We start from the raw sequence: 17,142 nt of genomic DNA on the forward strand, positions 1-17,142 counted from the left end.
CTAAAAGCCTGTTAGAACAATGGGGCCACTCTGCATGCATTAGGTGCGCGGATACGGATGGTCTTGGCAATGGTCGGCGCAATGCGGTCGACGGTGACAGGGTCGGATATCCGTTCGTGGCGGATGCCGTATCCAAAGAATATGATGGGGAAGGGTGTTACACCGGCACGGCTCATCGAGGTTTGCTGGGTGTTCTCGTTGAGTAGTCGCCATCCTGGTGCCACGTTGATGATGATGTCTCCGCTGAGGATAGGATTGTATCCTGCGCGGATTTTCTGGATGTCGTCGTTGCCCATCAGCAACCGCTCGCTGGTGTAGACATCGGCCACACCGGCGCTTTGCATGAGGAAAGCTTGCGAACGGGCGAGCAGCTCCGGCATGGAGATGCGTTTCTGTTCGATGAGCCGGTGGTTAAGATAAATCTCGTTGCCGTATTCCTGTTCAACGTATCTGCCTGATCCATAGATGGCTCCGAGATACATATTGAGCAGGCTTGCTGTGCGGTTGATATAGAAAGTGCCTGTGGGGATGCGGTATTGCGAAAGGTCGGAAGGCCTTTCTTCGTTGTAGCCTGTGGATGTGACGACGAAGAGGACCTGCTGCAGACTGAACCGTTTCTCGATGGCGTTGACCAATCGTCCAAGCGTGTAGTCAAGCTGCTGATAGATGCTTTGCATTTCTTCCCGCCAGTTGTGTACGGGCTTGCCGTCAGTCTTGGTGGCTGAGAGTGTGATATTAAGGATGTCGGAGATGTCGTCTTTACCGATGTCGGTCGATGACATAGCCGCCAGTGCGAGGTCTACGACGTTGTCGTTATCTTGTCGGCCATTCTGCTTCCGGTATTGCTCGCCGAAGCTCTCGTTGTAGCTTTTGACCCAACGCGGCAGCGCTTTCTCATAGTAAGAAGAGGAGGTCCATATCCCGTTTTTGTCAAGCCAGTAGCACCCGTCGGCGGCGTGTCCGGCCAGGAGAATGGCCGATTTGCTGTCGGCTGCGAATGAGTAGACAAGGGCTTTGCCGTTGGAGCTTACCTTCAGTTCGTCGCCGATGGTGCTTGTGCGCACCTTTTCGGCAGAGTAATAGCCTCGGCCGTCGTCGACGCTGCCCTCGGGTTGGAGAGACTTGCGGTCAAGCCACGTGTCGCCGATGATGCCATTGAAAAACGGAGATGTGCCAGTGGAAATAGCGGCTGTAGCCGATGACTGGTCAACGGGAAAGAAGGGATAGGTGGCACCGTCGTAGACGAGGCCCTCGCCCAAAAGCCGCTTAATACCGTAACGGGAATAGAAATCACTGAACGCATCGACATAGTCGGAGCGTAACTGGTCAATGGTGACATTGACTACGAGGCGTGGTGCAAGCTCGAAAGCCTGCATCTCGGTTGAAGTCAGTGCCGCTACTAAAAGTGCTAAATACCGCATGAGTGTCTGTTCCCTGTTGTTCGAGATGAGCAAAGCCATCGGTTGATAATGGTCCTTACAAGCAAAGTGCATGCCAAAAGCCACATTCCCGCTGCATATTTTTGCAAAAACAGTCCCCCGAGGAAGAATAGTATGAGACAGGTGAAAAGTATTTTCCAATAATAATGGAAGTTGCCTCTTCGTGCGCGCTTACTCACACCCCAGACGAAAACGAGTGATAACGGGTTGAGCAACAGTATCTGGAGGTTGACCCTGACTGTGGGGTGCTGTGAGAAAACCATGGCGAACAGGATGATTCCCGCGAGACCGGAGAGTGTTAGCAGCAGGCTGTCGTAGAGCCATAGCACGCGGTGACGCTTGTATTCGAATACGGCAATAACGAGTGTCAGTACCAACAGCAGCGCGAAGACAACGGTGGGAGACAGGGTGTCCCATATATCGCTGCTCTCAATTTGCGAGCCTTGCATGAGCACGGTCGAGGTCTCTTTCACCAACGGATACTGGCCGGAGGATTCAATGACAGTAGCATTGGCAAAGTCTTTCCTCAAAGAATCGGGGAGAAACTGCTGTTGTTCAAAGTTGGTCTTGCGGTCAGCGCCCACACCTAAAAGCAGGTCACATCCGAAGGACATCCAACGGTGATGGTGATTCCATTGGTGAACCATTTGCCGGTAAGAGGATTGAATGGTGGGGTTAGCATGGTATCTCACTTTGCCGTTGATGTGCTTGACAATGATGTCGCGGGCCCGCGTGGTGCAGTTGTCGTAGAAGAAATTGTATCGGTAAGTGCGCTCTGTGGGCTCATAATTGGCCTTAATGGCTTTCACGATGGCAAGTTTCTCCTGGCGTGAGAGATTGAGTTTTTGCTGTACGACACCGCGTCCTTCCTCTGAATATTCGGCCAAAAAAGAGTCAAAGTCCTCAAGACCCATCTGGTAGTCTGTCAGACCAAAGATAAATCGGAGAATAAAGAAATGCTGGCTGAGGTCGAACAGACCATAGTTAATGGCATAGTCAGTATGCCGTAAGTGGTCTTCAAGGCGGATGGCACTGTGGCCGTAAAGACTCCACGCCTCGTTTCCGGGTGAGCAGGTAAGCAGGCTTATATCGACGCTGTCCATCTGGGCGAGCACTGACTCCTGCGCTTGGGTCGTCGCGCTTACGGCAGGGAAAAGAAGCAGCACAAGTATCAAATAGACTTGCTTAAAATATCTCATAATCATTTTCACAGTGCAAAAATACCTTATTATTTCAACTTATCATGCATTTATCTTGTTTTTTTTCAATACTTTTGCACTTGGTTTTTAATTTTCAAGCGTAAGTTTAGTATCAACGAAATACATTGGAGAAGATGAGATTACATATCATGGCGGGTATCCTGCTCATTGCTTCGGCTCAGTCGGTTATGGCTCAGAGCGGTACCAATTCCCCATACAGCCAGTTTGGTCTGGGTATGCTTTCCGATCAGGCGTCGGGTTTTAACAGAGGCACAGATGGGTTGGCATTGGGCTTCCACGATCATAATCAGGTCAACTATTTGAATCCTGCATCCTATGCATCGCTTGACAGCCTGACGTTTATCTTCGATGTCGGCCTGTCGGGGCAAATCACCAATTTCAAGGAAAAGGGCGTGAAGAAGAATGCCAACAACGCTGACTTTGAATATCTGGTGGCAGGCTTCCGCGTTTTTCGCCATGTGGGTTTGAGCTTCGGTTTGCTGCCCTATACCAATGTGGGCTATTCCTATACGTCGGCCCGTACACTGAATGATGGCTCTGCCACGACATCAACGGACACCTACACCGGCACCGGTGGCCTGAGGCAGGTGTACCTCGGTGTGGGAGTCTCGCCTTTCAAGGGCTTTGCCCTTGGTGTTAACGGCAGCTATCTCTATGGCAGCTACACGAAGGCATTGACCAACAGTTTCAGCAATAGCTATGTCAATACGATCCGGAAGATCGCTTCGGCTGATGTGGAAAGCTATAGACTTGACTTTGGTGCGCAGTATACCGCCCGCATCACAAAGAAAGACGAGGTGACGCTGGGCGCTACCTACACATTGGGACACAAGATTGGCGGGAATCCGCAGCTTAGCGTTATTTCCAGCAACTCACAGACCAGCGTAGCCGACACCACGACCTATCCGGGCACGGGAAATGGGAAACTGCGTTTGGAGATGCCTTCAACCATCGGCATGGGACTATTGTACAATCATAATAATGTGTTGAAGATAGGTGCTGACTACTCTCTTCAGAAGTGGGCTAAGGTGGAGGAGCCTGTCTATAGCTCGCGGAACGGGGAGGTGTCTTATGCCTTGCGGTCAGGTATGTACCAGGATCGCCACAAGGCTACAGTCGGCTTGGAGTATTGTCCGGGCGAGTACAACAGGCATTTCTTCAACCGCGTACGCTATCGTGCAGGGGTTTCTTATGCCACTCCTTATTATTATATCAATGGGAAGGATGGCCCAAAGGAGATAAGTGCAAGCATTGGTTTCGGCATCCCTATCATGAACAGTTGGAATAATCGCTCCATCCTTAATATCAGCGGGCAATGGGTGCAGCGCAAGGCGGCTGACTTCATTACGGAGAATAGCTTCCGTATCAACATCGGACTGACATTCAACGAGCGCTGGTTCGCCAAGTGGAAAGTACAGTAAAGCATGAAAGACTGCGCAGCGGGTTATAGTAAAAGACAGAAGAGCGACAGTATGCATATTATAATAATATGTGTAGTGCTCGCTTTTGTTGTTTCTGCTTGTCAGGAAGCGGTGGAGCACACGGCACCTGCCATCCACGACCGCGATTCGGTCTCGGTGATGACATCGTTGGGTGTGAATACGCTCATATCTGACTCGGGCGTCATCAAGTACCGCATCGTGACCGAGCGGTGGGATGTCAACACTGTGCGCCATCCCTCACGCTGGACGTTCGACAAGGGACTTTTCCTTGAACAGTTTGATGAGAAGTTTCATATACAGGCCTATATCCAGTGCGATACAGCTTACTATTTCGACCAGCTACACTTGTGGGAGCTGCGCTCACGTGTCAGGGTGCTCACAAAGGACGGCCTGCGTTTCTCTTCTCAGCAGCTTTTCTGGGATGAGCAGAAGCATGAGCTGTATTCCTATACTTTTTCGCGTTTGGTTACGCCTGAGCGCACATTGCAGGGCACCTATTTCCGGTCAGATGAGCGGATGACAAAGTATATCGTTACCAACTCTCGTGGCTCTTTCCAAAGTGCTGATTTCGGCATGTCGACGAGCGGCTCTGATTCGGCAAAAGCTGTACAAGACAGTATGCTCATGAACCAACGGTCGAAGGCAACGCCCGTGCGGTCGGAAAACAATTAGTTCATAATACAGGTTAAGACATAAGACATTGGAAGTTGAATTGTCATCGATTATAGAGATTCTCACCACGATGGTGCTCTCCGCTTTTTTTTCAGGGATGGAGATAGCCTTTGTGTCCAGCAACCGTATGCTGGCAGAGATGGATAAAGAGAAGAAGCATGGCTTTTCTCAAAGATTCATTGCCTTTTTTTATCGCCATCCCAATGGCTTCGTATCGACGATGTTGGTGGGCAACAATATTGTGCTGGTGATTTATGGCATTCTCTTCGCCCGTATCTTTGATACCACGCTTTTTTCTGGTATGGACGCTGGTGTGCGGGTCATGCTGGATACGATTCTCTCTACTTTGGTCATGCTCTTCACGGGAGAGTTCTTACCCAAAGCTTTCTTTAAGAGCAGCCCTAACCGGCTCTTGTCTTTCTTTGCGCCTATAGCTGCGGTATTTTATGTGATCTTATGGCCAATCAGTAAGTTCGCTACATTTCTGTCGCGTGTCATGCTCAGAGCTGTGGGCATAAGAATCGACAAGGAAGAGTCGGAAAAGAGCTTTACGAAGGTCGACCTCGACTATCTGCTGCAATCATCAATAGTCAACGCGCCGAAAGGCAGTGAGGTGGATGATGAAGTGAAGATTTTCCAGAATGCCCTCGACTTCCCTGATATCAAGGTGCGCGACTGCATGATTCCCCGGACGGAAATCAATGCCGTCGATATGGACGACTGTAATATGGAGAAGCTCATGCAGACGTTCATTGAGAGCGGTAATTCCAAGATCGTCGTTTATAAAGGTGATATTGATCATGTTGTAGGTTATATCCATAGTTCAGAAATGTTCAGGGAACCATCCCGTTGGCAGAATTCTATTCGCAAGATGCCATTCGTGCCCGAGACAATGGCTGCGCAGAAGCTCATGCGTATCTTTCTGCAGCAGAAGAAAAGCCTCGGTGTGGTCGTCGATGAGTTTGGTGGTACCAGCGGACTGGTTTCGCTTGAAGACATTGTGGAAGAGATTTTCGGGGATATCCAGGATGAGCACGATAGCGACAATCTTGTGGCTAAAAAGGTAGGCGACAACGAGTATGTCTTTTCCGGACGCATTGAAATAGACACGGCAAATGATAGATTTGGTCTCGATTTGCCTGAAAGCGACGAATATATGACCATCAGCGGACTTATCCTGCACGAATACCAGAGTTTTCCTAAGCTCAATGAGGTGATAAAGGTAGGCCGATATTCGTTTAAAATACTCAAATCGACCGCTACAAAGATTGAGCTTGTCAAACTGACGGTACAAAACGAAGACTGAATGAAATTTTCTGTCAGTAAAGTGGTTGTAATTGTGCAATAATTAGTAAATTTGCAGTCTAATTGGATAAGAAGAATAAAATAAAAATAAAACGTAAAAACAAGAATGGCAGCATTAGGAAAAATCAGAAGTAGAGGTGTGACACTGATCGTGATCATCGGTATCGGTCTCTTTGCCTTCATTGCCGAGGAGGCGTTTCGCTCCTGCGAATCTTCGCGCAACAACGCGCGGCAGCAGATTGGCGAGATCTTAGGAGAAAAAATCAGCTATGAAGAGTTTGCCAAGTTGGTGGATGAGGCTCAAGATGCTATGAAGGTCATGGGGCAGGAAAACCTCAACGACGACCAGCTCAACCAGCTTCGGGATCAAGTATGGCAGAGTCTTGTACAATACAAGATCATAGAGAAAGAATGTGATAAGCTCGGACTCACAGTGACCGATGACGAAATGCAGAATGTACTGAACGAGGGTACCAATCAGATGCTGCTCTCTACACCTTTTGTCAATCGCCAGACGGGTCGTTTTGACGCCAACCAGCTTAAGCAGTTCCTGGCACAGTACAATCAGGTGAAAAGCTCCAATCCGCAGGCTGCCGAGCAGTACGACGCTATTTACAAATACTGGAACTACGTAGAAAAGAGTCTACGCCAGCAGCTTCTTATCCAGAAATATAATGGACTGCTTTCCCACTGTTTCTTGTCCAACCCCATCGAGGCAAAGATGGCTTATAAGGAGTCGAGTGAGGAGAGCAATATTCAGCTTGCCGCTTACCCTTATAGTAGCATTCAGGACGCAAAGGTGAAGATTGCCGACAGCGATCTCAAGGCTAAGTATGATGAGCTGAAGCCCCGTTTCCAGCAGTTTGTCGAGAGCCGTGACATCAAGTATATTGATGTTAAAATAACAGCTTCTGCAGCCGACCGCGCTGCTCTGAAGAAGCAGTTCAATGGCTATGCAAAGAGCTTGGCCGAGATGGCTGATCCTACAGACGTGGTGCGTAAGAGCACATCCACGGTGCCTTATCTTGGTATTCCTGTAGGCAAAGAGGCTTTCCCCACTGACATCGCTGCCAAGCTCGACTCAATGAGCGTAGGACAGACACTCGGTCCCGTGGAGTCGAAGGCTGACAATACGTTTAATATCGTGAAACTCGTGGCTAAGCAGGAGTTACCTGACTCAGTACAGTTCCGTGCTATTCAGATTGGTGGAACCACGCCTGATGAGGCTCACCAGCGTGCCGATTCTGTTTACAAGACACTCTCAGCAGGAGCTGACTTCGCTACATTAGCCAAGAAATATGGTCAGGAAGGCACGGAGCAGTGGCTCACAACCCGTCAGTATGAGTACACCAACTCTATGGACAATGATACGAAGAACTATCTGAACACCTTGCTAACAGCGGCTCCCAAGGAGTTGAAGAATATTGTCACCACTCAGGGCAATGTCATTGTAGAGGTGCTCGACCGCAAGAATATGATTGAAAAGTTTACGGCCGCAGTCATCAAGAAGCCTATCGATTATTCGAAGGACACACGTAGTGCTATTTTCAATAAGTTCAGCTCCTTTGTCAGTGCTAACACGACGCTTGACGCCCTTGAGAAAAACTCAGCCAAGAGTGGTTATAGAGTGCAGGAGGCCCACGACGTGACCACGTCTCAGCATTACCTTGCCGGAATACATTCCACTCGCGACGCAATGAAATGGCTCTTTGAGGCCAAGCCGGGTGATGTCTCTCCAATGTATGAATGTGGTGAGAACGGTGACAATCTGCTGTTGGTAGTATGTACTGCTGTACATCCTATAGGTTATCGTGACCTCAATGATCCGCAGGTCAAAGAGATGGTGAAGGCCGAAGTACTGCGTGACAAGAAAGCCGAGATGCTTATGGCCAAGATCAAGGGAGTGAGCAGTATTGCAGCTGCTAAGGCCAAGGGAGCCATGGTGACACCTGTCAATCAGGTCACCTTCTCAGCACCGGTGTTTGTTGCCTCTACGGGGACCAGTGAGCCGGCTCTTTGTGGTGCAGTGTATGCAGCTAAGGTGGGTCAGTTCTTCACCCGTCCTGTTAAGGGCTTGGGTGGTGTCTTTCAATTCCAGGTTATCAACCGATCAAAGAATGGGACGAAGTTCAATGAGAAGCAGGAAGAGGCAACTCTTCGTCAGAATGCCATGCGCAATGCCAGCAATTTCATGAACGAGCTTTATATCAAAGCTAAGGTGGTGGATAACCGCTATCTGTTCTTCTAAGGCAATGAGAGTATATTAAGATTTAATAGTGAGGGCGGCCATCAAAGTCGCCCTTTATGTTGTCCATCTTTCTTGTGTGTTTAAATAAGGATAGGTATCATTAGGAGGCCTTATGTATATCAGTTTGCTGCGATGTGCTGTGAATACATCATAGGTAACGAGTATAAGCATAAACTATTTCGTTCAAAATAATTAATGTATTAGAAGCACCGGGTATCTCTGTCAGGCAGGGCAATTCGTTAAGAGCGAAAGAAATATTTACACTTATCTCAATAAAGTGGCAGTTTTCTTAGCTAACCACACTTTAGGTAAAGGAAAGGTGATTTTCGGTCTTTGTATGCACTACTCTGATAACCAGTAGTTTAATAGAAAAATAGGACCGGTCTCATTAGAGTTTTCCTCAATGGCAAGCGTAAAGGCAATGCGATAACGGCGTAAAGGCAATGCGATAACGGCGTAAAGGCAATGCGATAACGGCGTAGAGGCAATGCGATAACGGCGTAAAGGCTTATGAGAACTAATAGGAAAGACGCTACAAGAGAATGTGATTGCGCCTTTCGGCCAGTAATGGAGGGTACGGATCCTTGCGGGAAGGTCTTTCTATCAGGATTATACCTATGGGGATTTTCTCTTTTAACGGTTTGGGAATGTTAAAAAACAGACAATTTTTTATACAGTTATTGAGTCTTGTCATCAATCGTTCGGCCGTCGGGTAGGTGGTGGTAGCAAGTACAGTGAACCCTGGGCAGAGACATCTGCCCAGGGTTCAACCGTCAATTTAAAATACTCATTTAGGTGACATTTTACAGGTGTCGGTCATCGATTTCAGAGAGATCCACCATGTCGTGATGCTTTTCGTGGCGCTCCTTGACAAGCCGCAGTAACTTCTCTTTACGCTTGGGCTGGATGAGTCTCCTCACGAAGATGTTGGGGATGGCCACGCCGAGAGCGATGAAGAGAATGGTGAGCGAGGCCTTGATAGCCCAGTTGAAGGCAAAGGTGAGCTCACCGATGACTCCGTCCATCTGAATGAAACCGAAGAGTGAGCGATACATCATCACGCCGGGGATCATGGGGATGACAGAGGGGATGGCAATGATCTGATGCGGGATGTGATGGATATGCTGTGACTTAGTAGCGATGAGGCTGGCCACTGCCGAACCTACGAACGACCCGATGATGATGCCCTGGTCAAGGCCTATGTTGCCATTGGAAGGTCCGAGATTGACAAAGTTGCGTGTGCAGACGGCGATAATGCCGGTCAAAGCAAGCACAGGCATGATGCGTCGGGGCGTGTTGTAGATGGTGGCGAAGCCCATGGCTGAGATCGCGGCCGCGATGGCATAGTCAAGGAAAGTGTTGTGGGGTGTCATCGATAAGTCCTTAACGAAGTTGTCGATGCCGCAGACCTGAATGGCGAAGACGATGCCAAAGGACATGGCTGCGATAATCATCAGGGTGATGATAGCTCTTGTAATGCCCACTTGTACATAGTCGGATACCATGTCGGTGACGAAGTTGATAAGCGGTACGCCGGGCACGATGAACAGTGTGCAGGCCATGAGCGGATGGTAGGGCGTATCAGAGTGGAGGAATGCGGGCAAGGCAGCGCTGACCGTAGGATTGAGACTGATAAAGGTGGTGAGCCAGCAGAGGAGGGTGGCCACGAAAGCACTGATGGCAATACCCACATAGCCGTTCCAGTGGAGATGGCTTAGATACATCTTTAGGCGGAAGCCGAGGATGGCAGGAATGGAGGCATAGAAGAACGCGGGCCAGTCGCAACCGAACTGCACACAGAAGCCGCCACAGGCAAAGCCCGCACACAGGGCGATCATCCATGGCGAATACTGCTTGTGAACGTGTTTTAGGGCCTCCAGCTCTTCCTCGTAGCGATTGAGGCTCATGTCCTCACGAATGGCCGCCCAGAGCAGTTTGCTGATCTTAGAGATGACAGTAAACTCCACACTGTGACTGTCGACCCGCTGGTATTTAGAGAAGGAATGGGTCTTGTCGGAGAGGTTCACCATGATGATGTTGTATCCAAGGTGGATATGAATGTACTCTTCGGGCAGTCCGAGATAGGCTTCGCATCGCTTCATGTTACGCATGATGCGGGAGCAGTCGGCGTTGCTGGCCATGAGCATGGCACCGGTACGCACAAGCAGGTCGAGCTTGCGGCGGAGAAGCTGCACCGAGTTGGAGTCCTCGTCACGCCTGGTCTCGTGGTCGAGGACCCGCTCCTCAAGGTTAGCAATGCGCTCTTCATGCTCCTCATGACGATGTCGATCACCTTTCAAGAATCCTATAATATCTTCTTTTGTATCCATAAATGACAATCTTTTGTTGAATAGGTTTTCGTACTGGAATGGGGCGGGGACGGTACTGCGTCGCCCTGTCTCTGTTGCACGAGGAATCATGCTTATGAGAGGAAAATCATCATTAGTATCTGTATGGAGATGATTCGCAGCAGCATGGCGAAAGGATAGACCGTAGCATAGCCCACAGAAGGCGTATCTGAAGAAGTGCGGTCGTTGGCATAGGCCAAGGCCGGCGGATTAGTATTGCCACCCGAGAGCACACCGATGAGCGTGTAGTAATTGATGTGGAAAGCGAACCTGCCGATGATGCCGCCGATGAGCACAGGCAGCATGGTGAGGATGGCGCCATAACCAATCCACTGCAGGCCTTGCTCATTGATTAGCGTGTGGAAGAAGTTCTGGCCTGCACCCAGGCCTACACAGGCCAGGAAGATATTGATGCCCATCTCGCGCAGCATCATGTTGGCGGAGATAGTGTTGTAGGTTACGAGGTGGTATCGTGGACCAAAGTATCCCATCAGGATGGCAATGATGAACGGGCCACCGGCCAGGCCGAGTCGTATTGGCGTGGGGAAGCCTGGGAGTGGTATGGGCAGGGTGGCAAGCAGACAGCCTAAGGCGATGCCGAGGAAGATGGGGATAAGGTTGGGATAGTTGAGTCGCTTCATTTGATTGCCAAGCACTTTGTCGACCTTGCTTAGGGCGAGCTCTGAGCCCACAACGGTGAGCCGGTCGCCGAGCTGGAGACGCAGGTGCGGGTGTGCCACGAGGTCTACGCCATTTCGGTTGACGCGCGTCACCGTAGCCTGGAAGTTGCCGTTGATGTTGAGCGAAACGAGGGTCTTGCCCTGCAGCTCGGGCCGTGTGACGATAATGCGCCGCGAGATGAGTTCCTTTTCAAACTGGCTCCAGTCCATCTCAGCTGGCTGACCGATGAGGGCGGTAACGGCATCGATGTCCTGCGGGGCGACAACAAGAAGGAGCTTGTCGTGGAGCCGCAGCCGTGTTTGGCCGTTGACAATGGCGTTATGAGCCGTATTGGCGTGGTCCACAATACGCGAGATCATGAAATGCCGGCCGATGATGTGCTTCACCTCTGCCACGCTGATATTGTCGATGCGCTCGTTGGTCACTTCTAAGGTAATTGACCGCACGGCTAACAGCTCGGGCTGGCCCTCGCCTGTCTCGGCTTGCTTCTCTTCCTCGCCAGGCTTGATGCGCAAGACATAACGTAGGATGATGAAGGCCAGAATGACGCCGATGACACCCATGGGGTAAGCTAAGGCATATCCCGTGGCGATGTCGGGGCTCTCCACACCTTTCAGACTAAAATAAGCCTGCTGTGCCGCGCCCAGTCCAGGCGTGTTCGTAACGGCACCTGAAAGAATGCCGGCCAGTGCGGTGATGGGAGTGCCTGTGGTATAGTAGATTCCCACGGCAGTGAAGATGCTGATAAAGATGGTGATCAGCACCAGCATGTTGAGCTGAAGCCCACCTTTCTTGAATGATGCGAAGAAGCCCGGTCCCACCTGTAAGCCTAATGCATAGACAAAGAGCACCAGTCCGAACTCACGAAGGAAGTGAAGCAGTTCTACGTTGAGATTGAGGTTGAAATAACCGAAAACAATGCCCACAATAAGAACCCACGTGAGCCCAAGAGAAACGTTTTTTACTTTTATCCTGCCCAACAGCAGGCCAAGGGTGATGACCAAGGCAAGGATAAAGATGGAATGGGAGACGCCACCTGCCCAATAGGCTTGCGAGCCCTCAAACAATGTCCTGATAAAATCCATTGCTAAGATTTGAAAAATGCTGATATATAGAAAGACACTGCAAAGTTACGACTATTTTAAAGATTATTGGTAATTTTGCAGATATAAAAATATGTGGAATTATCCATAAAACTCACAAAGGGTATGAAAATGTGGATGAACCCTATATTTCACGATAAGAGACAAAATGAGAAAACTGTTTCTCCTGCTACTGCTCGTTGGATCGCTCGCCCTTCATGCCGCGTCCATCAATGTTGACTCCTTGATGAATGCCCAGCGCAAGGAAACGCACCAGCTTCCACGTCAGATGGTCACTTACTGCTTCAACATCAACACAGGCTACGATGTCACGTTTTCGCACGAGCTTGACTATCAATGGTACCCACTGAAATACATGGGTATCGGAATAGGCGTAGAGTATGACAAGAATGATGTCGTTGACCAGCAGTCAAGAGATGAGAAAAACGGTTGGGGCTATTCCTACGACAAGGACGCCGTGGTGCGCCTCAACTTTCTGCCGATGCTCTCCTTTCGCACGCCGTCCGTGTGGTTCAGTTACGACCGTTCATGGGGAATGATGCTCCGCTGTGACCCGATGATCATGCTGTCGGTACCCACCAACGATCATATGTGGATCACTCCTGAGCCTTTTCCGGGGACAGACAATTACAGGGAAGGTAATGTAAAGGTGAGCAACCACGGAGGCAAATGGCTCTCATGGCGTGTGCGCTCGGCTTTGTCGTTTTACAATGAGTTCGGTATGATCTCCATTGGCTACAGCTTCTCCAACTACAATCTCTATTCGTGCCGTAACAATATGGTCTATCGCGGCAAGAAGATTTTTAACCGTGGCCAAGACGATACCTCCACGCTCTTTATCTCAATAGGTGTGTGCTTCTGAATGGTCTGCACATTCCCTCAATATGCTTCGCGGTACTTGTTCTCGTCCTTGTCCTGCAGCATGGAGAGGTAGCTATTGTATCGGCTCTCTGCAATATAATGCTCTTCTACGGCCTTACGCACAGCGCAGCCCGGTTCGTGAGTATGTGTGCAGTTGGAGAAACGGCAGTCTTTAGAGAACTTAAATATCTCCTTGAAATAGCTTCCTATTTCTTCGGGCTCCATGTCGAAAGTACCGAAGCCTTTGATGCCCGGCGTGTCGACGAGCCATCCGCCACCCTCGACGGGTACCATTTCGGAGAAAGTGGTGGTGTGCATGCCTGTGTCGTGTGCATCGCTGATGTCGGCTACTCGAGCTTCAGCCCCCGGCACAAGGAGGTTGAGCAGTGTTGACTTGCCTACGCCGCTGTTGCCGCTGAGCAATGTTACTTTGTCTTTCAATGATACTTTTAGAGGTTCGGTGCCTTCTCCTGTATGTGCGGAGACCTCATGGCAAGTATAGCCGATGGTGCGATAGAGGTCAACAGCCATCTGCTGGTAGTGCCGTTCATCCTCGTTGAGGAGGTCGGTCTTGTTGAATATAAGTGTCACAGGAACTGAGTAGGCTTCAGCTGAAGCGAGAAAACGATCAATGAATGTCGTTGAGGTCTCAGGATGAGCCACGGTGACAACGAGAAGCACTTGGTCCAGATTGCAGGCGATGATGCTACTCTGCTTTGAGAGGTTGGTAGCTCGGCGGATAATGTAGTTCTTTCGGTCATCGATGGCAGTGATAAGGCCTTGTCCTTCATCATTGATAACGATGTCTACGCCGTCGCCCACGGCCACAGGATTGGTTGAACGGATGCCTTTGAGCCGGAAGTTGCCCTTCACTTTGCTTTCAACCGTTTGCTTTTCATCGGTCAACACCGTGTACCAAAATCCGGTATTTTTGATGACTAAACCATGCATAATTTGATTTGAGAGATCAGATAATAAGAAGTTCAGAAAACCAAAAGTTCAGGAGACTGTTGAATGATTGAGCTTTGTCGGGCCTCAATGATTACTTATCTTGCATTCATTGACATGATAATGGCGGAAACTCCTGAACTTCTCAGCTTCTGAATTAAATCGTCATGATCTCTTTCTGCTTGGCCGCCAGTGTGGCGTCAATCTGCTTGATGAATTTGTCGTGAAGTTTCTGCAAACTGTCCTCTGCGTCCTTCTCTATATCTTCTGAGAGACCGTCCTTAATGGCTTTCTTAAGCTTTTCCTTATAGTCAGCACGCACGTTGCGTACCTGCACCTTTGTCTGTTCTCCGATCTTATTGCACTGTTTTACGAGCTCCTTACGGCGTTGTTCGGTGGGCTGAGGAATGCGGATAATAACCATCTCGCCGTTGTTTTCAGGCGTAATGCCGACATCAGAGTCCATGATGCCCTTCTCAATGTCCTTGATAGCCTTACGCTCCCAAGGGCGAATGGTAATGGTGCGGGCATCGGGCACCTGTAGAGCAGCCACTTGGTTCAGAGGTACAGCCTGGCCATACGACATGACGCGTACGGAGTCAAGTATAGCGATGTTAGCACGACCCGCGCGGATGCGGGACAGTTCTTCCTCAAGGAAAGTGGCGCTTTTCTTCATTTTATCCTCGGCGCTCTTCAAAGTTTCTTTTACGTCTATCATAAGATAAAGGTTTAAAATTCAATATCGATTACAAATTTACCGACTTTTTCTCAAAAGAAAAGGCTTTTTATTGGGAATTTTTAGAGATTTGGCAAAAAGAGATACTTGGTTGTTGTGCAAGGCTATTGAATTACTTCTTCTATGCGATTAGTCAGTGCCACGAAGTCAGCAACAGATAGTTGCTCAGGGCGCTGGGTCATCATCTCACCGGCAAAGAAATCAGTAGGCGGCATGCTATCCTTGCTGAAGAGAGGCTTGAGTGATACGCGGAGCATTTTACGGCGTTGGTTGAACGCTGTTTTTACCACGCGTTTGAAAAGTGCTTCGTTGCAGCCCAAGTTGGTGACACTGTTGCGTTTCATGCGGATGACGGCACTCTTGACTTTGGGTGGCGGGTTGAACACGTCCTCGTCGACAGTGAAAAGGTACTCTGTGTCATACCATGCCTGTATCATTACGCTGAGGATGCCATACTGCTTTGAGCCGGGGTTAGAGGCGATGCGCAAGGCTACCTCGCGTTGGATCATTCCCGTACAGCAGGGGATCAGGTCTTTGTTGTCGAGCATCTTGAAGAAGATCTGTGAGGAGATGTCGTAGGGATAGTTGCCTGTAAGCACGAAAGGCTTGCCGTCGAACACCTGCCACAGGTCCATGCGCAAGAAGTCTTCGCCGAGAATCTTGTCGTGCAGCTTCGGGAATTTATCATTGAGGTATCTCACGCTCTCATCATCTATCTCCACCGCCTTCACCTCGCGGGGTTTCTCCACAAGATATTGTGTCAGCACGCCCATGCCTGGACCTATCTCCAGCACGGGAATGTCAGGGCATGCGTCTACGGTGTCAGCGATGCGTCTTGCGATATTGAGGTCGGTCAGGAAGTGCTGACCGAGGTTTTTCTTTGGTCTGACCTGTCTCATAAACGTCGGATGGTAGAGTGTCTTAAGTTGAGGACGTTCATTGGAACTGTCCCTGTATGGTTGATTATCCTTCACGGAAGAAGTCGAGACACTGCTTTAACTCTTCGTCGGACGCCGTCTGGTCAATATGGATTTCACCCACATCGGAGAGAAGAGTGAAGTTGATAATGCCCGAAGTGTTTTTCTTGTCGTGGCGCATAAGGTTGATGAGCGCGTCGTAGTCGTCGCACGAAATGTTCATTTGCCCGTAATATTGTCGGATATACTGTACAGTCTGGTGCATTCTCTCTGTGGGGAAGCCTAACTTTAAAGCCGAGAGCCACAGTTCGCAAATGAGTCCGTAGGCCACGGCATAGCCGTGTAAGATGGGCTCCGTGCCGTTGTCTTTATACCGCAGGAGCGATAGGCTCTCGAAAGCATGGCCAAAGGTATGGCCGAAATTCAGCGCCTTGCGTATGCCCTTCTCCTTGGGATCTTTTTCCACAATGCGCTCTTTCACGCTCACCGAAGTACCGAGCATGGTGAGCAGATGGCGTAAATCGGGGGTGGCAAGGTCGTATTTGAGCAGCTCAGCCCATGTCCGGCTGTTGGATATAAGCCCGTGCTTGAGCATCTCAGCATAGCCTGACCGCAAGTTCTTGTCGTCGAGGGTACGCAGAAATTCGGTATCAAGCAACACAAAGCGTGCGTCGTTGAATACGCCTACCTCATTCTTGAAGCTGTCAAGATTGATACCTGTCTTTCCTCCGACGGAGGCATCGACCATGGACAGCAGTGTGGTGGGAATGTTGATAAAGTCGATTCCTCGCTTGAACGTGGAAGCAGCAAAGCCGCCGAGATCGGTCACCATGCCGCCGCCGAGGTTGACTAAGAGGGAGTGGCGTGTGGCTCTGCCGCGCTCCAGTTCGCGCCATACATATACCAGCGACTCAACATTCTTGTGAATGTCGCCTGGAGCTATGGTGATGACATGCGCCTCGCGCATGCTGATAAATGTTTCTATTAGCGGCCAGCAGTGCTCCCGCGTGGTGTCGTCAGTGAGCACGAAGAGGTTATCGTGCTCACATTCGGAGATCGCCATTGCCAAGTTGGTGGCAAGTTGGTGTGTAATTAACACTCTTTGTTTCATCATACGCATACTTAACGTTCAATTGCAAATATACGTATAAATGGATTACATCATAGCATTTTGTCTTGATAAATTATCATTTTTTAATATAAGTACGCAGCCTATTGCGCA

General features: G+C 49.6%; 13 protein-coding genes. 5 read left to right on the forward strand and 8 right to left on the reverse strand.

The features are described from left to right. Nucleotides 1-11: 11 nt before the first annotated feature. Together PREMU_RS05335 and PREMU_RS05340 are read right to left on the reverse strand one after the other, a co-directional pair. Entirely contained in the window at nucleotides 12-1,421 is a 1,410-nt protein-coding gene (locus PREMU_RS05335; RefSeq protein WP_007573701.1) for an alkaline phosphatase family protein, read from the reverse strand. Further along, nucleotides 1,409-2,638, reverse strand: coding sequence for an Lnb N-terminal periplasmic domain-containing protein (locus PREMU_RS05340; RefSeq protein WP_007573702.1), 1,230 nt, complete (start codon nucleotides 2,636-2,638; stop codon nucleotides 1,409-1,411). Before PREMU_RS05340 ends, PREMU_RS05335 begins: the two co-directional genes overlap by 13 nt. 134 nt (nucleotides 2,639-2,772) lie before the next feature. Between PREMU_RS05340 and PREMU_RS05345 the strand changes: the two genes are divergently transcribed. From PREMU_RS05345 to PREMU_RS05360, 4 genes are all read left to right on the forward strand, one after another. Next, the gene (locus tag PREMU_RS05345) at nucleotides 2,773-4,080 is read left to right on the forward strand and encodes a BamG family beta-barrel-assembly machinery protein (protein ID WP_007573703.1); all 1,308 of its coding nucleotides are present in this window, start codon (nucleotides 2,773-2,775) and stop codon (nucleotides 4,078-4,080) included. A gap of 51 nt (nucleotides 4,081-4,131) precedes the next feature. Further along, nucleotides 4,132-4,773 (forward strand): LPS export ABC transporter periplasmic protein LptC, encoded by a 642-nt coding sequence (locus PREMU_RS05350; RefSeq protein ID WP_083819265.1) that lies wholly within the window; start codon nucleotides 4,132-4,134, stop codon nucleotides 4,771-4,773. A gap of 70 nt (nucleotides 4,774-4,843) precedes the next feature. Further along, on the forward strand, nucleotides 4,844-6,079 hold the full coding sequence (locus tag PREMU_RS05355) for a hemolysin family protein (RefSeq protein WP_050796368.1): 1,236 nt from the start codon (nucleotides 4,844-4,846) through the stop codon (nucleotides 6,077-6,079). A gap of 105 nt (nucleotides 6,080-6,184) precedes the next feature. Next, the gene (locus tag PREMU_RS05360; protein ID WP_007573710.1) at nucleotides 6,185-8,326 is read left to right on the forward strand and encodes a SurA N-terminal domain-containing protein; all 2,142 of its coding nucleotides are present in this window, start codon (nucleotides 6,185-6,187) and stop codon (nucleotides 8,324-8,326) included. 803 nt (nucleotides 8,327-9,129) lie between these two features. On the opposite strand, the gene PREMU_RS05365 is transcribed toward PREMU_RS05360, so the two are convergent. Both PREMU_RS05365 and PREMU_RS05370 read right to left on the reverse strand, forming a co-directional pair. Beyond that, nucleotides 9,130-10,656, reverse strand: coding sequence for a threonine/serine exporter family protein (locus tag PREMU_RS05365; protein ID WP_007573711.1), 1,527 nt, complete (start codon nucleotides 10,654-10,656; stop codon nucleotides 9,130-9,132). A 92-nt stretch (nucleotides 10,657-10,748) separates the two neighbouring features. Then, nucleotides 10,749-12,440, reverse strand: coding sequence for a putative transporter (locus tag PREMU_RS05370; protein ID WP_007573713.1), 1,692 nt, complete (start codon nucleotides 12,438-12,440; stop codon nucleotides 10,749-10,751). A 166-nt stretch (nucleotides 12,441-12,606) separates the two neighbouring features. Between PREMU_RS05370 and PREMU_RS05375 the strand changes: the two genes are divergently transcribed. Next, complete coding sequence (locus PREMU_RS05375; protein ID WP_007573716.1) at nucleotides 12,607-13,320, forward strand: hypothetical protein; 714 nt, start codon at nucleotides 12,607-12,609, stop codon at nucleotides 13,318-13,320. 17 nt (nucleotides 13,321-13,337) lie between these two features. Here PREMU_RS05375 and rsgA read toward each other — a convergent pair whose 3' ends face one another. From rsgA to aroB, 4 genes are all read right to left on the reverse strand, one after another. Beyond that, nucleotides 13,338-14,270 (reverse strand): ribosome small subunit-dependent GTPase A, encoded by a 933-nt coding sequence (rsgA, locus tag PREMU_RS05380; RefSeq protein ID WP_007573717.1) that lies wholly within the window; start codon nucleotides 14,268-14,270, stop codon nucleotides 13,338-13,340. 154 nt (nucleotides 14,271-14,424) lie between these two features. Beyond that, entirely contained in the window at nucleotides 14,425-14,985 is a 561-nt protein-coding gene (gene frr / locus PREMU_RS05385) for a ribosome recycling factor (protein ID WP_007573718.1), read from the reverse strand. 122 nt (nucleotides 14,986-15,107) lie between these two features. Further along, nucleotides 15,108-15,902, reverse strand: a complete 795-nt coding sequence (rsmA, locus tag PREMU_RS05390) for a 16S rRNA (adenine(1518)-N(6)/adenine(1519)-N(6))-dimethyltransferase RsmA (protein WP_007573719.1) — start codon at nucleotides 15,900-15,902, stop codon at nucleotides 15,108-15,110. 64 nt (nucleotides 15,903-15,966) lie between these two features. After that, nucleotides 15,967-17,031, reverse strand: a complete 1,065-nt coding sequence (gene aroB, locus PREMU_RS05395; protein WP_007573720.1) for a 3-dehydroquinate synthase — start codon at nucleotides 17,029-17,031, stop codon at nucleotides 15,967-15,969. Nucleotides 17,032-17,142 lie beyond the last annotated feature (111 nt).

It is taken from the genome of Hallella multisaccharivorax DSM 17128, from assembly GCF_000218235.1.
Classification (GTDB): Bacteria; Bacteroidota; Bacteroidia; order Bacteroidales; family Bacteroidaceae; genus Prevotella; species Prevotella multisaccharivorax.

What these genes read in the sequence shown, in the direction of transcription:
- rsmA (WP_007573719.1), bottom strand. Translation starts at nt 15,902, where the DNA reads ATGAGACAGGTCAGACCAAAGAAAAACCTCGGTCAGCACTTCCTGACC.
- PREMU_RS05355 (WP_050796368.1), top strand. Translation starts at nt 4,844, where the DNA reads ATGGTGCTCTCCGCTTTTTTTTCAGGGATGGAGATAGCCTTTGTGTCC.
- PREMU_RS05370 (WP_007573713.1), bottom strand. Translation starts at nt 12,440, where the DNA reads ATGGATTTTATCAGGACATTGTTTGAGGGCTCGCAAGCCTATTGGGCA.
- rsgA (WP_007573717.1), bottom strand. Translation starts at nt 14,270, where the DNA reads ATGCATGGTTTAGTCATCAAAAATACCGGATTTTGGTACACGGTGTTG.
- PREMU_RS05375 (WP_007573716.1), top strand. Translation starts at nt 12,607, where the DNA reads ATGAGAAAACTGTTTCTCCTGCTACTGCTCGTTGGATCGCTCGCCCTT.
- frr (WP_007573718.1), bottom strand. Translation starts at nt 14,985, where the DNA reads ATGATAGACGTAAAAGAAACTTTGAAGAGCGCCGAGGATAAAATGAAG.
- PREMU_RS05340 (WP_007573702.1), bottom strand. Translation starts at nt 2,638, where the DNA reads ATGAGATATTTTAAGCAAGTCTATTTGATACTTGTGCTGCTTCTTTTC.
- PREMU_RS05345 (WP_007573703.1), top strand. Translation starts at nt 2,773, where the DNA reads ATGAGATTACATATCATGGCGGGTATCCTGCTCATTGCTTCGGCTCAG.
- PREMU_RS05365 (WP_007573711.1), bottom strand. Translation starts at nt 10,656, where the DNA reads ATGGATACAAAAGAAGATATTATAGGATTCTTGAAAGGTGATCGACAT.
- PREMU_RS05360 (WP_007573710.1), top strand. Translation starts at nt 6,185, where the DNA reads ATGGCAGCATTAGGAAAAATCAGAAGTAGAGGTGTGACACTGATCGTG.
- PREMU_RS05335 (WP_007573701.1), bottom strand. Translation starts at nt 1,421, where the DNA reads ATGCGGTATTTAGCACTTTTAGTAGCGGCACTGACTTCAACCGAGATG.
- PREMU_RS05350 (WP_083819265.1), top strand. Translation starts at nt 4,132, where the DNA reads ATGCATATTATAATAATATGTGTAGTGCTCGCTTTTGTTGTTTCTGCT.
- aroB (WP_007573720.1), bottom strand. Translation starts at nt 17,031, where the DNA reads ATGAAACAAAGAGTGTTAATTACACACCAACTTGCCACCAACTTGGCA.